This window comes from Pseudomonas laurylsulfatiphila, from assembly GCF_002934665.1.
Taxonomy (GTDB): domain Bacteria; phylum Pseudomonadota; class Gammaproteobacteria; order Pseudomonadales; family Pseudomonadaceae; genus Aquipseudomonas; species Aquipseudomonas laurylsulfatiphila.
Window position 1 is genome coordinate 829337 of sequence record NZ_NIRS01000003.1, and the last position, 14041, is coordinate 843377.

General features: G+C 58.0%; 13 protein-coding genes. 7 read left to right on the forward strand and 6 right to left on the reverse strand.

Features of this window, described 5'->3' with window-relative positions:
* Positions 1–69 precede the first annotated feature (69 nt).
* Positions 70–462 (reverse strand): 30S ribosomal protein S9, encoded by a 393-nt coding sequence (gene rpsI / locus CD175_RS14240; protein ID WP_003228056.1) that lies wholly within the window; start codon positions 460–462, stop codon positions 70–72.
* A gap of 14 nt (positions 463–476) precedes the next feature.
* On the reverse strand, positions 477–905 hold the full coding sequence (gene rplM, locus CD175_RS14245; protein WP_003228062.1) for a 50S ribosomal protein L13: 429 nt from the start codon (positions 903–905) through the stop codon (positions 477–479).
* Between the two features lie 246 nt (positions 906–1151).
* Here rplM and CD175_RS14250 point away from each other — a divergent pair, with 246 nt between their 5' ends.
* Complete coding sequence (locus tag CD175_RS14250) at positions 1152–2192, forward strand: NADP(H)-dependent aldo-keto reductase (RefSeq protein WP_104449366.1); 1041 nt, start codon at positions 1152–1154, stop codon at positions 2190–2192.
* A 103-nt stretch (positions 2193–2295) separates the two neighbouring features.
* Here CD175_RS14250 and CD175_RS14255 read toward each other — a convergent pair whose 3' ends face one another.
* Entirely contained in the window at positions 2296–3432 is a 1137-nt protein-coding gene (locus tag CD175_RS14255) for an acyl-CoA dehydrogenase family protein (RefSeq protein ID WP_095965544.1), read from the reverse strand.
* A 221-nt stretch (positions 3433–3653) separates the two neighbouring features.
* Here CD175_RS14255 and CD175_RS14260 point away from each other — a divergent pair, with 221 nt between their 5' ends.
* The 5 genes from CD175_RS14260 (at position 3654) to CD175_RS14280 (ending at position 10154) form a co-directional block, all read left to right on the forward strand.
* Positions 3654–4574 (forward strand): GlxA family transcriptional regulator, encoded by a 921-nt coding sequence (locus CD175_RS14260; RefSeq protein ID WP_178082425.1) that lies wholly within the window; start codon positions 3654–3656, stop codon positions 4572–4574.
* A 267-nt stretch (positions 4575–4841) separates the two neighbouring features.
* A complete protein-coding gene (locus tag CD175_RS14265; protein WP_104449368.1) occupies positions 4842–6788 on the forward strand; it encodes a flavin monoamine oxidase family protein in 1947 nt (648 codons plus the stop codon).
* Positions 6789–6995: 207 nt separating this feature from the next.
* Complete coding sequence (locus CD175_RS14270; protein ID WP_104449369.1) at positions 6996–7883, forward strand: nitrilase family protein; 888 nt, start codon at positions 6996–6998, stop codon at positions 7881–7883.
* A 16-nt stretch (positions 7884–7899) separates the two neighbouring features.
* Entirely contained in the window at positions 7900–9093 is a 1194-nt protein-coding gene (locus CD175_RS14275) for a hypothetical protein (RefSeq protein WP_104449370.1), read from the forward strand.
* 77 nt (positions 9094–9170) lie between these two features.
* Positions 9171–10154, forward strand: coding sequence for an asparaginase (locus CD175_RS14280; protein ID WP_104449371.1), 984 nt, complete (start codon positions 9171–9173; stop codon positions 10152–10154).
* A gap of 105 nt (positions 10155–10259) precedes the next feature.
* On the opposite strand, the gene zapE is transcribed toward CD175_RS14280, so the two are convergent.
* From zapE to CD175_RS14295, 3 genes are all read right to left on the reverse strand, one after another.
* Positions 10260–11354 carry a cell division protein ZapE gene (gene zapE / locus CD175_RS14285; protein WP_033047639.1) on the reverse strand — a complete coding sequence of 365 codons (1095 nt, stop codon included), beginning with the start codon at positions 11352–11354 and terminating at the stop codon, positions 10260–10262.
* Positions 11355–11444: 90 nt separating this feature from the next.
* A complete protein-coding gene (locus CD175_RS14290; protein ID WP_104449372.1) occupies positions 11445–12800 on the reverse strand; it encodes a tryptophan--tRNA ligase in 1356 nt (451 codons plus the stop codon).
* 24 nt (positions 12801–12824) lie between these two features.
* A complete protein-coding gene (locus tag CD175_RS14295; RefSeq protein ID WP_104449373.1) occupies positions 12825–13454 on the reverse strand; it encodes an alpha/beta hydrolase in 630 nt (209 codons plus the stop codon).
* A 144-nt stretch (positions 13455–13598) separates the two neighbouring features.
* On the opposite strand from CD175_RS14295, the gene CD175_RS14300 reads away from it, so the two are divergent.
* Positions 13599–14033 carry a Z-ring associated ZapG family protein gene (locus CD175_RS14300; protein WP_102701919.1) on the forward strand — a complete coding sequence of 145 codons (435 nt, stop codon included), beginning with the start codon at positions 13599–13601 and terminating at the stop codon, positions 14031–14033.
* The last annotated feature ends 8 nt before the right edge of the window (positions 14034–14041 follow it).

Below are 14041 nucleotides of genomic sequence, written 5' to 3' on the forward strand. Positions count from 1 at the left end.
ATCGCAGGCATAAAAAAACGCCCAGCTCCGTGAGGAAACTGGGCGTTCTTTTTTGAACGTGAAAGCGAATTAACGCTTCGAGTACTGCGGACGCTTACGCGCTTTACGCAGACCGACTTTCTTACGTTCAACTTCACGAGCATCGCGGGTTACGAAGCCGGCTTTACGCAGGGCGCTGCGCAGAGTCTCGTCGTAGTCCATCAGAGCGCGGGTGATGCCGTGGCGGATTGCGCCAGCTTGACCACTTACACCACCGCCGATCACGGTGACGTAGATGTCGAACTTCTCGACAGTCTCAGTCAATTCCAGCGGCTGACGAACTACCATGCGGGCAGTTTCGCGGCCGAAGAAATTATCCAGCGAACGGTTGTTGATGGAGATGTTACCAGTACCCGGACGCAGGAAAACGCGTGCGGTTGCGGTCTTGCGACGGCCAGTGCCGTAATTTTGAGTCGCCGACATAATGAACTATTCCGTTAAATCTTCAGTTCTTGGGGCTGCTGAGCAGTATGAGGGTGTGCAGCGCCCGCATAGACTTTCAGCTTACGGTACATGTCGCGACCCAGCGGGTTCTTAGGCAGCATGCCTTTGACCGCGGTCTCGATCACGCGCTCAGGGGCCTTGGCGATCAGCTTTTCAAAGTTGATCGACTTGATGCCGCCCGGGAAACCGGAGTGGGAGTAGTACATTTTGTCAGTGGTTTTAGCACCGGTAACACGGATCTGCTCAGCGTTGATTACGACGATGTAGTCGCCGGTGTCAACGTGAGGAGTGTACTCAGGCTTGTGCTTGCCACGCAGACGGCTCGCGATTTCGGTGGCCAGACGACCCAGGGTCTGACCAGCAGCGTCGACGACAAACCAGTCGCGCTTTACTGTTTCCGGTTTAGCAGTAAAAGTTTTCATTCTTTATAGCCTCAGGGGCCGCCCTGTAAATTAGACGGCGGATCTTACTGAATAGTGCGTACTTTGACAAGTCAAAGGCAGCCGGATACAGACGCTTTCGGGGGCTCGGGTCGGCGCGTCCGTTCAACGGCAAGATTCTTCGGCGGCGGCGCATCACTTCCACTGCAGAAAGAGGTGCGCAATTATGCAGATTGCGAAAAATAATTCAACCTGCTTTTATGATTGTTTTGCCCAAGGAGCACCCCGATGGACTATCGCCAGCTAGGCCGAACCAATCTGAACGTGAGTGCCCTCTGCCTCGGAACCATGACCTGGGGCGAGCAAAACAGCGAGGCAGACGCCTTCGCCCAGATTGAACGGGCCAAGAGCGCCGGGATCAACTTCATCGACACCGCCGAGATGTACCCGGTGCCGCCCAAGGCCGAAACCTACGCCACCACCGAACGCTACATCGGTAATTACTTCAAGAGCCGTGGCGACCGCTCTGACTGGATCCTGGCCAGCAAGATCGCCGGCCCCGGCAATACCATCGATTACATCCGCGACAAGAACCTTCGGCACAATCGGCAGCACATCACCGAAGCCGTGGACGCCAGCCTCAAGCGCCTGCAAACCGACTACATCGACCTGTACCAGCTGCACTGGCCGGAGCGCAGCACCAATTTCTTCGGGCAACTGGGCTACAAGCACCAGACCGAAGCCAACCTGACGCCACTGGAGGACACCCTTGAAGCGCTGGACGAACAGGTCCGCGCCGGCAAGATCCGCCACATCGGCCTGTCCAACGAGACGCCGTGGGGCACCATGCGCTTCCTGGCCCTGGCCGAAGCCCGGGGCTGGCCGCGCGCCGTATCGATCCAGAACCCGTACAACCTGCTCAATCGCAGCTTCGAAGTCGGCCTGGCGGAAATCGCCATTCGCGAGCAATGCGGCCTGCTCGCCTATTCACCGCTGGCGTTCGGTTTCCTGTCAGGCAAGTACGAAGGTGGCGCCCGTCCGCCAAAAGCTCGCCTGAGCCTCTACAGCCGCTTCAGCCGCTATTTCAACCCACAGTCGGAAGCGGCCTGCAGCCGGTACGTGGCCCTGGCTCGCGAACACGGTCTGGACCCGGCGCAAATGGCCCTGGCGTTCGTGACGCAGCAGCCGTTCGTGACCAGCAACATCATTGGCGCGACCACCATGGAGCAACTGGAAAGCAACATCGCCAGTTTCGACTTGAAGCTGTCGGAGGAAGTGCTGGAAGGGATCGAGGCGATTCACAAGGATCACCCAAATCCGGCACCTTGATTGATCTCTAAACCCATTCGCGGGCAAGCCCGCTCCCACAGGTACTGCGTGATCCTTGTGGGAGCGGGCTTGCCCGCGAAGGCGTAAGTCCTGCCATCCGAGATCAAAGCGACCGCGCAATAATCTCCTTCATGATCTCGTTCGTCCCGGCATAGATCCGCTGCACGCGAGCATCCGCCCATGCCCGCGCGATCGGGTATTCCCACATGAACCCGTAGCCACCGTGCAACTGCACACACTCGTCGAGCACCTTGCATTGCAGGTCGGTGCCCCAGTACTTGGCCATCGCCGCCGTCGGCACGTCGAGCTTGCCTTGCAAGTGCAGTTCCAGGCAGCGGTCGACGAAGACACGGCCGATCTGGATTTCCGTGGCCATCTCCGCCAGTTTGAACCGGGTATTCTGGAAATCCGCGATCGACTTGCCGAACGCCTTGCGCTCGCGGGTGTAGTCCAGCGTCCATTGCAGCGCCGCTTCGGCCGATGCCAGCCCGCCAACGGCCACCGTGAGGCGCTCCTGAGGCAATTCCTGCATCAGGTAGGCAAAGCCCATCCCGGCCTGGCCCAGCAGGTTTTCCTTGGGCACACGCACGTCCTGGAAGAACAGCTCCGAGGTGTCCTGGGCTTTCATCCCGACCTTCTCCAGGCGCTTGCCCTTGTCGAAGCCCGGCGTATTGGCTTCCACCAGAAACAGGCTGGTGCCCTTCGCGCCAGCCTTCGGATCGGTCTTGGCGACGACGATCACCAGGTCGGCCAGGTAGCCGTTGGTGATGAAGGTCTTGGAGCCGTTGATCACATACTCATCGCCATCGAGCACGGCCGTGGTTTTCACTCCCTGCAGATCGGAACCGGCGCCCGGTTCGGTCATGGCGATCGCGGTCACCATCTCGCCGGACACCAGTTTCGGCAGGTACTTCTGCTTCAGCGCCTCACTGCCGTAATGCAGGATGTACGGCGCCACGATGTCCGAGTGCAGGGAGAAACCGATGCCGGTCAGGCCAAGGCGCCCCACTTCTTCGATCACCACCGCGCTGTAGAGAAAGTCCGCCCCCAGGCCGCCGTACTCTTCCGGCAGGTGTGAGCAGAGCATCCCCGCCTCCCCCGCCTTGTTCCACAGCTTGCGGTCGATATAGCCTTGTTTTTCCCATTGCCCATGGAAGGGCACCGCCTCCTTTTCGAGAAACGTCCGCACGCTGTCGCGGAAAAGCTCGTGCTCGGAACTGAACAAGGTTCTGGGGATCATGCGGCACCTTTTCTTTGTTTTTAGAAGGAGTTGACCTTCAGAGACTATGCCTCGCTTCCGATACAGGACACTGGACACATCCGACAAAAAATAAGACGATCCAGCCGTCTGGTGACCACTTCCCCCTATAAAAATAAAGTTGAATTATGTCTAACCAAGCCTCCACGCCACTGCGGCGCGTCAGCATCCTGGCCATCGACCGGGTTTTCGCTTCCACCCTCATGCAAGCCAAGGATTTCTTCCACCTCGCCAGCCTGCGCTACGGCAAACAGCTGGGCCAAGGCCTGACACCGGCGTTCGAAACCCGCCTGGTCAGCCCCGACGGCAAACCGGTCAGCACCTTCAGCGATGTGATGATTCCGGTGGACGGCGGGCTGGAAAACGCCGACATCATCATTCTTCCCGCGTTCTGGGACGATTTCGAAAGTCTCTGCAAACGTTACCCGCAAGTCCTGCCCTGGTTGCGTCAACAGCATGCGCGCGGCGCCGTGCTGTGCGGCGAGGCCACCGGTGTGTTCTGGCTGGCCGAAGCCGGGCTGCTCAATGGCAAGGAAGCGACCACCTACTGGCGCTTCTTCAATGCCTTCGCCGAACGCTTCCCACAGGTCCAGCTCAATCAGGACAAACACCTGACCGACGCCGATAACCTGTACTGCGCCGGCGGCACCACCTCGGCGTGCGACCTGTACATTTACCTGATCGAGCGCTTCTGTGGCGCCAATGTGTCCCAGGCCGTAGCGCGGGACATTCTGTACGAGGTACAACGCAGCTACTCGCCGGGACGCATCGGTTTTGGCGGACAAAAACTGCACCAGGACGTGATCATCCTGCAGATCCAGCACTGGCTCGAGGAACACTTCGCCGACAAGTTCCGTTTCGAAGACGTCGCCCGCGAACACGGCATGAGCATCCGCAACTTCATGCGCCGCTTCCAGACCGCCACCGGCGACAAGCCACTGCATTACCTGCAACGCCTGCGCATCGAAACCGCCAAGGGCTTGTTGTCCGCCAGCCGCAAGAGCATCAAGACCATCAGCTATGAGGTGGGCTATGACGATGCGAGCTTCTTCGCGCGGCTGTTCCGCCAGCACACGGAGCTGTCGCCGAACCAGTATCGGCAGCAGTTTCAGCAGGCTGCATAAAATCCCGCAAACTTGCTCTGGCTGCATTTCCACGCTCACGTGGGAATGCAGCCAGAGACGCTCTGCGTTCCGCTTTGACATGCGATAAAAAAGGTCATGGAGTGCATTCCCACGCTGGGCGCGGAAACGCCAGTGACCTCCATACAGCGTCTTTTCTTACGATAAAAAACGAATATAGAGCATCAACGCATCTCGTCCGACTAATGTACGCAGGCCATCCAGAGCTTCAACATCTTCCCCTTCAAACACCATCAGGGAAGATCAAAGGTGACTATCGGATCAAGCTACAACTACCCTTCATACATCGCCAAAGAGGCCGCCCGAACAAAGCGTTCGGCTAAAAACAAATGGGCAGCTCGCTTTCCCAATCCGCCGGATTTGTGCTTTGACTATCGTGCACTGGTAGAACAGGAAAACGGCATCGCCAGGGCAACTGACCCGCAACATAAAATCTGCATCATCGGCGCCGGCGTCACAGGCCTGACCGCCGCCAGAGAACTCTATCGCTGCGGCTTTACCCATATCACTCTCATCGAACAATCCAGACGCATCGGCGGCAGGCATCTGACCGTTCCCGGTAGCCGAAACTCAGCAACAAGCCATACACCGTTTGAAATGGGTGCCATGCGCATGCCCTTCTTCAACCGGGCGGATGAGCCGCCGACAGAAGGTCGATCGCTGATGGCTTACTACGCCAATCAATTTGAATTGGCGTTTTCAGACTTCGCCAACCCCGGTAGCCAATGGGTTAGCTCGACAGGCATCTATCTCCGGGAGGGCAGCATGGGCGGCGGATCGGCGCCGCAAATGTTGATATGGAAAAACGAAGACGGCGAAACACCGCCTCCCGGCGATGAATTGCAAAAGGTTTATTCCAAGTGGAAAGCCTTTGCCGATCGCATGACCCGCCACGTTGCGGAGCTTTATGCGAGCCAGGAATGGGAAGCCATATGGGCTTCTATCGTCGAAAAATACGAAAGTGTCTCGTTCCGCGATCTGGTCAGCATGCCAGCACTGGAAGCTTGGGATGGCCACTCACCCGGGGATTTCGGCGGAATGGGAATGTCTGCGCAAGAGTCCGCTATTTTTTACGCAATCGGTATTGGTGACGGTAGCTGGGGAGCTTTTTACGACGTCTGCTGCCTCTACCCCCTGCGTACCGCGATTTTCGGTTTCAGCAGCCAATTGCAACTGATCCATGGTCGAGTGGACTCAAACGGCGATCCACTGGATTCGCCCTACCTGAATAGCGAAGCCGTTTTTGACTCAATGGGACAGAGTTTCGACAAGCCCCGCTACATCGGCCTCGCCGCGTTGGACGAATGCCTGCTGTTTGTGAAAACCGACGAAACCGGAAAGTCCATCTACGAACATAGCCTCGAAAGAAGCAATGGACTTCTCACCGACTCATCCGTCACAAAACTGGAAAAGCTAACCAATCAAAAAATACGCGTCTATTACAACTGGAAACACAGTCAACCCGAGCAGATCCAAGAGCAATTTGATGACTATGACTCGGTCATCATGACACTACCCTCCTGGCTGATTGAAACTCGAATCAAGCTCGAAAATTTCACCCGGGAGATGCTACCTTTCGAGACGATTAACGCCTACAAAACCGCACACTGGGAAACTAGCTGCAAAGTGTTTGCACCGCTGAAGAAATCATTTCTCTCGAAAAACAAAAACATCCCGCAAGCCATCGTAACCGACAGTTTTATCCACGATGTCTACACCTACCGCTACAACGACAACTACAGCTATGACTGCATCCTGCTGAGTTATACCTGGGAAGATGATGCAACCAAGCTCGCCTCATTCAGCGATAAGGAATTGGTATCAAAATGCGCCGAAGAGCTGGATCGCATACTCATGAACTCTACCAACATCCAGGAGAAAATTTCTCCCTACATCGGCATTGATCAAGCGGTGGTTCAGCGTTGGATCACTGATAAAAATGCTCTGGGCTGTGCCAAGCTTTACCGACCAGGCACTTACTACGATGCCGTTGGCCTGATGAAGTACAACCGGGACCTTGCTCATGTATCAGGCTTGTATTTGTCTGGTGAATCATTTTCCGTCGATGCCGGTTGGACGGAGCCATGTTTTCGCGGTGCTGTCGATGCAGTGATTCATATCTGCAACAAAACCGCCGCGACCTTCAATGGCGGATTTTCCTTGAGCGACTACCCGCACTACCAACTCAAAACCTGATCACATCCCCGCTCCAGAGCCATGCACGCAATACATGGCTCTACCTCTCGCGCCTGCCACCCACTGCCATCAAACATCACGCTGATCCACTTTAGGACAAGGACTACGACCTAAACGGAAGTAGCTGACTTACACCCCATTCCTGATTCCCCTCTTATACACACGCCATTTAACAGCTTGAAAAACAATAAAAAGAGGAACGACGGAATGTCTGAGCCAACAAGCCCTGCTCGTGTAGCAGTCGTGCAATTCGATCCACAAGTCGGCATCGAGAAATGTGCAGGTAATCTGCGTCGCAGCCTGGAATTGGCGCTTGAAGCGGTAAACGGCGGTGCGAATCTCATCGTTCTGCCCGAGCTTTCCAATACCGGCTATTTCTTCAGCAATCGACAGGATGCCTTCGCCCATGCCGAAGCGGTTCCCGACGGACCAAGCGTGCGGTGCTGGATCGACTTCGCCCGCGAACACAACGTTTACCTCGTGGCCGGTCTGGCCGAACGCGACGGCATGCGACTCTTCAACACCGGCGTTCTGGTAGGACCAGACGGCTTTATCGGCAAGTACCGCAAAGCCCATTTGTGGAATCTGGAGAAGCTCTGGTTCACCCCCGGCGACCTGGGTTTCCCGGTTTTCGAAACACCGATCGGCCGCATCGGGCTGTTGATTTGCTGGGACATTTGGTTCCCGGAGGTGCCACGGGTCCTCGCCCAGCAAGGCGCGGACATCATTTGCAGCCTGAACAACTGGGTCTGGACACCGCCGCCGCTGTTCGATGAAGCCGGTAAGTGCATGGCGTCTTATCTGACGATGACCGCCGCTCACGTCAACAACGTGTTTATCGCTGCCGCCAGCCGGATCGGCGAGGAGCGCGGCGCGCGCTACCTGGGTTGCTCGTTGATTGCCGGAACCAACGGCTGGCCGATTGGCGCCGTGGCTTCGACAGACAGGCAGGAAATCCTGCTTGCCGATGTCGACCTAACCAGCTCTCGCAGTGCGCCCATCTGGAACAACCTGAACGACCTGCATCGCGATCGCCGAACCGATCTTTACGATCAGATGCTCGGCTACACCCAACACCATTGCCTCCCACGTTGATCAGGAGGCCTATCGCATGGAAGTTGCAACCGACAAAAACCAACCATCGCGCAAATCACCGATTGATACAGCCGTCGTCCTGCTAATAATCGGCGCGACACTGCTGGTCGTCTGGCTTTCCTTCAGCAACCGTACTTTCTGGGGAGCGCATTGGCCCGGCTACGGCGACATGGTATCGCTGCTACCCGAACCGAGTGCCTGGTTACGCTGGGTGTTAGGTGACATCAGCGAGGTGGCTTTCTACAAGCACGAGTTCGCCTCGATCGGTCTGCTGGCGGGCGCTTATCTGGCTTACTGGGCGAATCGAACGGGGAAATCCTGGCAAGGATTTGCCATCTCCTATGGAACGGGGCTTTGGCCCTGGCTGGTCACCAGTTCGTTGCTCGGGCTGCTGCTGAGCAATCTGCTATGGGGCTGGACGGTGACAGCCACAACCTGGCAACCCACATTCGTTGCATTCGTCTCGCTGCCAGCAGCGATGGTGTTGATGTTTGGCGGAGGCTGGAAGGTAACGATCAACGGCGCACTCATGGGCGCCGTACTCGTCACACCGATGTGCCTGCTGATCGTCAATTACGTGTGCCAACCGCTGGCCCTGCCTGCGGTAATTGGCAATGTGCTGGGCATGGCGGTTGCCAGCGTCCTGGCGTTTCTGTTATGCCGCTATTGGCCGAACCTGGTGAAATCCAGGTCTTCGGAAACGCCCCCCGCCTTGATCGCCACCGCCAAGGCGCCCGACTATGGCGTCATCTGGAGCCTGCGCCGGATTCTGGCGGACTTTTCCGAAGCACCGTTCTTCGGCAATGAGCTGGCCAGCCTTGGCCTGATACTGGGTGCATTGCTGGCGTACAGCTTGAACCCTTCAAGCCCCGCGTACGGATCGGGCCTGTTACTGCACATCATCGGTGCGCAGGCATTGGCCTCGGCCATCGGCGTGCTGATCTGGCGTCGACAATGGATGTTGCGCGGCTGGTATCCCACTTACATCCCGCTGGTTTCAGTGGTGCCCGCGGCGATTCTGGCCTATGGCGGCAGCTGGCAGATTATCGTCTCAAGTGCACTGCTGGGGGCATTGCTCGCACCACCGCTGGCCTGTGTGATTGCCAAAAAATTACCGGCCGACATGCACGCCTACATCGCCAATGTACTGTCGATGGCCATCAGCACACTGCTGATCGTGCCGCTGATCGGCTTTCTGATCGCTGATTAATGTCCCGGCCATTCGGTTATATCGCGGCCTCAAAAGCGGATACAGCCACTTTTCGTTACAAACAAGCGAGGTATCCCATGGACCTACCCAAACTGTCCATCGCGGCACTTGGCGGCACGGTAAGCATGCAAGCGAGCAATGCCGGTGAAGGTGTCATCCCGACCGTCAGCGGCGAAGCCCTGCTGACCTCCATACCGGAACTGACGACGCTGGCCGGAGTCACCGTTGAGACCCTCGGCCTGCTGCCCAGTGCATCCCTGGATTTCGAGTTTTTGCTGGACGTATTGTCCTGGGCTGAGTTACAGGTCAAACAGGGCGCCACTGGGGTCGTGATAACCCAAGGCACCGACACCCTCGAAGAGGCCGCAGTGTTTTTGGATTACCTGTGGCCCTACGACACCCCCTTGGTGCTGACCGGTGCCATGCGTTCCGCAGCGCAGCCAGGTGCCGATGGACCGGCCAATCTGCTGGATGCATGTCGCGTTGCCCTGGCGCAGAACAGCCGGCAGCGCGGCGTCCAGGTCGTGATGAACGGACAAATTCATCAAGCGTGCAGAGTACGCAAAACCGATTCGCTGGCATTGCAGGCGTTTTCCTCTCCGGTTGTGGGGCCCGCAGGCCTGATGCTGGAAGACCGCGTTCGCTATCTGCGCCCGCCGGAGCCACGCACGGTGTTGCCTTTGCCGCAACAGGCCACACAGAAGGTTGCACTGCTTGAGGCCTCACTTTCGGCCGACACCCTGCTACTGGAGAATATTTTCGCACTCGGTTACGACGGGCTGGTGATCAGCGGTTTTGGCGCCGGCCACATCTCGCAGCGCTGGGCGACAAGGATTGAGCATATTGCCGAACGAATCCCCGTGATCATTGCGACCCGAACCGGTTCTGGCTCCACCGCACGTGCCTCTTACGGTTTTGGCGGCGGTGAGATGGACTTGATCCGCAAGGGTGCATCGATGGCGGGTTTTCTATGTCCGCGAAAGGCCCGGATTCTGCTTTGGCTGCTGCTCGGTTGCCAACGGCAGCACGAGCTTGCGCGGTATCTCAACGAAGGCATTTGACTTCAAACAATGTACAAACCTGTGGGAGGAGGTTTTGCGCTGACAAAAAAGGCCTGCATTTGCAGGCCTCTTTCATTTTCCGAATCGTTCTACTGATTTAAACGCTTACGGCTTGTGCGCCCGGGCCAGGAATTCATGGGATTGCATTTCCAGCAGACGACTCAGGGTACGCTGGAACTCGAAGTTCAAGCGCCCGCCGGTGTACAGATCCTTGAGTTCGACTTCGGCAGAAATGATCAGTTTCACGTTACGGTCGTAGAACTCGTCGACCATGTTGATGAAGCGTCGGGCGATGTCGTCGGTGGTGACACTCATCTGCTCGACATCGCTGAGCAGCACGGCGTGGAAGATCTTGCCCAGTTCGATGTAGTCGTTCTGGCTGCGCGGGCCGTCGCACAGTTCACGGAAGTTGAACCAGGCCACGTCATCGCAGGTGCGCAGGGCACGAATTTCACGGTTTTCGATCATCAGCACGTCATTTTCGACCGCTGCCGTGCATTCCGGTGTCAGCGCACGGAAGCTCTTGCGCAGGCTTTCGTTGGCGGCTTCGTCGAGCGGATAGTGGAACAGCTCGGCTTGTTCGAGGTGACGCAGACGATAGTCGACGCCGCTGTCGACGTTGACGATCTCGGTATTCTGCTTGATCAGCGCAATGGCCGGCAGGAAACGCGCGCGTTGCAGGCCATCCTTGTACAGGCCGTCCGGCACGATGTTCGACGTCGCGACCAGGGTCACGCCGTTCTTGAACAGTTCTTCCATCAGGGTGCCGAGGATCATGGCGTCTGTGATGTCGGAAACGAAGAATTCATCGAAGCAGATGACCCGGGCTTCGGTGGCGAAGCGCTTGGCGATGATGGTCAGCGGGTTTTTCTCGCCGCCCAGGGTTTTCATCTCTTCGTGCACGCGCTTCATGAAGCGGTGGAAGTGCGTACGGGACTTTTCCTTGAAGGGCAGCGCTTCGAAGAAGGTGTCCACCAGGTAAGTCTTGCCGCGACCTACACCGCCCCAGAAATACAGGCCCTTGACCGGGGTCTGATCCTTCTTGCCAAACAACTTGCCCAGCAGGCCCGGCTTGTTTTGCTCGGCCGCGACCAGATCGTCGTACAGGCGCTGCAAATGACGCACGGCAGTTTCCTGCGCGGCATCATGGAAGAATTCCGGGCGTTTCAGATCAGCTTGATATCGTTCTAGGGGCGTCATAATTCGTTAGCAAGGCAACAAAAACGGGCCGACACTGTAGCGACGGCCCGGAGGAATGGCAATCGGCCCTTGGTCGGGCCGAACCGTTGTTTAGTCCTGAACAGGCGTCAGGGCGATGCGCAAAGCCTCGATGGCAGCATCACGCGCAGCACTGTCGACAAAGGCCGGGCTGTCGGCAACGCACTCGCCCTCAAGCCAGACGCTGAAATTCAGCTCTTCACTGCGCACGTCCAGTGGCTGACCCGATTGCAGTTGCTTGGTCACCTGACCGGCGGTCTTGCCGTCGGCGAAGTTGCGCGACAGCAGCAGTTGCTCGCCATCGGCCGCCAGCAGACGGAAACGGAAGCTGCCGTCGTCTTCACGGAAGCTGACAAAACGTGCAGCCTTCACGGCTTTTTTCTTGGTGGTCGCCGCTACTTGAGCCTGGGCAACGAAGGAGCGCAGGCCCACCGCTTCACGCAGTTCGTTGAGGAAGGGTGTCGCTACCGCACGGGCCTTTTTCGCGCCGTGCTGCAGGATGTCTTCCAGATCCGCCGGGCGCTCGATCAGTTGGTTGTAGCGCTCACGGGATTCGCCCAGTTCACTGTCCAGCAGTTGGAACAGACGATTCTTCGCCTCGCCCCAACCCAGGCCCTGCAACAGTTCGCTGCGGAACTCGTCGGCCTGCGCCGGGGTGGCGAATGCCTGGAACAGGGTGAACAGGTGCGAATTGTCCGGGTCCTTGGCTTCGCCCGGTGCGCGCGAGTCGGTGACGATCCGCGAAATCGCGTCTTTCATCTCTTTGGCGCTGCTGAACAGCGGGATGGTGTTGTCGTAGCTCTTCGACATCTTGCGGCCATCCAGGCCCGGCAACGTGGCGACGCTCTCTTCGATCAACGCCTCGGGCATGGTGAAGAACTCTTTGCCCTGGCCAAACAGGTGGTTGAAGCGCTGGCCGATGTCCCGCGCCATTTCCACGTGCTGGATCTGGTCGCGACCGACCGGCACCTTGTGCGCGTTGAACATCAGGATGTCCGCCGCCATCAGCACCGGGTAGCTGTACAGGCCCATGGTGATGCCGGCGTCCGGGTCTTCGCCGGTCTCGACGTTCTTGTCCACGGAAGCCTTGTAGGCGTGGGCGCGGTTGAGCAGACCCTTGGCGGCGACGCAGGTCAGCAGCCAGGTCAGCTCGGGGATCTCCGGGATGTCGGACTGGCGGTAGAAGGTCACGCGGTCGACATCCAGGCCACCGGCCAGCCAGGTCGCGGCGATTTCCAGACGCGAGCGCTGGATGCGCAGCGGGTCATCGCACTTGATCAGGGCGTGGTAGTCGGCCAGGAAGTAGAACGAATCGGCATTGCTGTCGCGGCTGGCGAGGATCGCCGGGCGGATGGCGCCAGCGTAGTTGCCCAGGTGCGGCGTGCCGGTGGTGGTGATGCCGGTGAGGATACGGGTACGGGTCGTCATGGGTAATCGCTTGTCAGACTGCAATCAATTCGAGAGACGCGGCAGGATCAGATCCTTGAGATCGGTCAGCTTGCCATGAAAAAAGTGTCCGCATTCTGCCACTTTCAGCAGCTCATGGGGACGTTCGAGCGTGTCGGACCATTGGTAAACGACTTGTGGATCGATCACTTCGTCGGTTTCCGGCTGGATCAAGGTCAACTCGCCGTACTGCGGCAGCTGATCCTGATCCCCCAGGCGCATGACCGCCGGCGCGACCATGAACAGGTGCTTGAGCGACTCGCCCTTGGCCTCAAGGCGTCCGCCGAGACTTGCTGCAACAAAACCGCCGAAGGAAAAACCGAACAGGGTCAGCGGCAACTCCGGGTGCCTGGTGCGAAACCATTCGGCGACTGCCTGGGCATCATCAACTTCACCGGTGCCCATGTCGTGGGAGCCCTCGCTGGCACCGACGCCACGATAGTTGAAGCGCAGGGTGACCAGTCCGGCGTCGCGCGCAGTGCGCTGCAGGGTCGAAACCACTTTGTTGAGCATGGTGCCGCCCTGCACCGGATTTGGATGGCAGATCAGCGCCAGGCCGCGAGGTTGCTCGTTGTCCAGGTAAAGGGCTTCCAGTTGACCAACCGGGCCATCAATCACTACAGGGGTTTCGCGCATAAGCAAGGAAGGAACTCCGTGACCTCGAATCGGGTCGACTCGTCTAGCAAATTGTCTGTGGCTGTCTATTGCGAGTGAATCGCGGTATACAGCGCAGGTTCGAGCCGTTAACGTAAAGCAAAGCCGTTTATAGAGGAAGGACTCGTGGAACACTCGCTCTTAGTTTGGTTGCTACCGACTCTTGCCCTGGTTGTGGGTGTCGCCATTGGGTTCCTGATCGCTCGCCTTGCGCCGAATGCCGCGCCTAGCAGCACGCAACGTCAGCTGGACGATATTCAGGAACGTTTCGACAGTTATCAGAACGAAGTGGTGACCCACTTCAACAGCACTGCGACATTGGTCAAGAAACTGACTGCGAGCTATCAGGAAGTGCAGGACCATCTCGCCGAGGGCGCCAACCGCCTGGCCCTGGACGAACAGACTCGCCAACGCCTGCTGGCCTCCCTGCACGCCGATGCGGCGCAGGCACCCCGTGAACGCCTGACGCCACCGCGCGATCAGGAGCCGCCTCGCGACTACGCACCAAAAGCCCCTAACGCGCCCGGCATGCTCGATGAGCATTACGGCCTGAAGAAGTAATCAGGTTT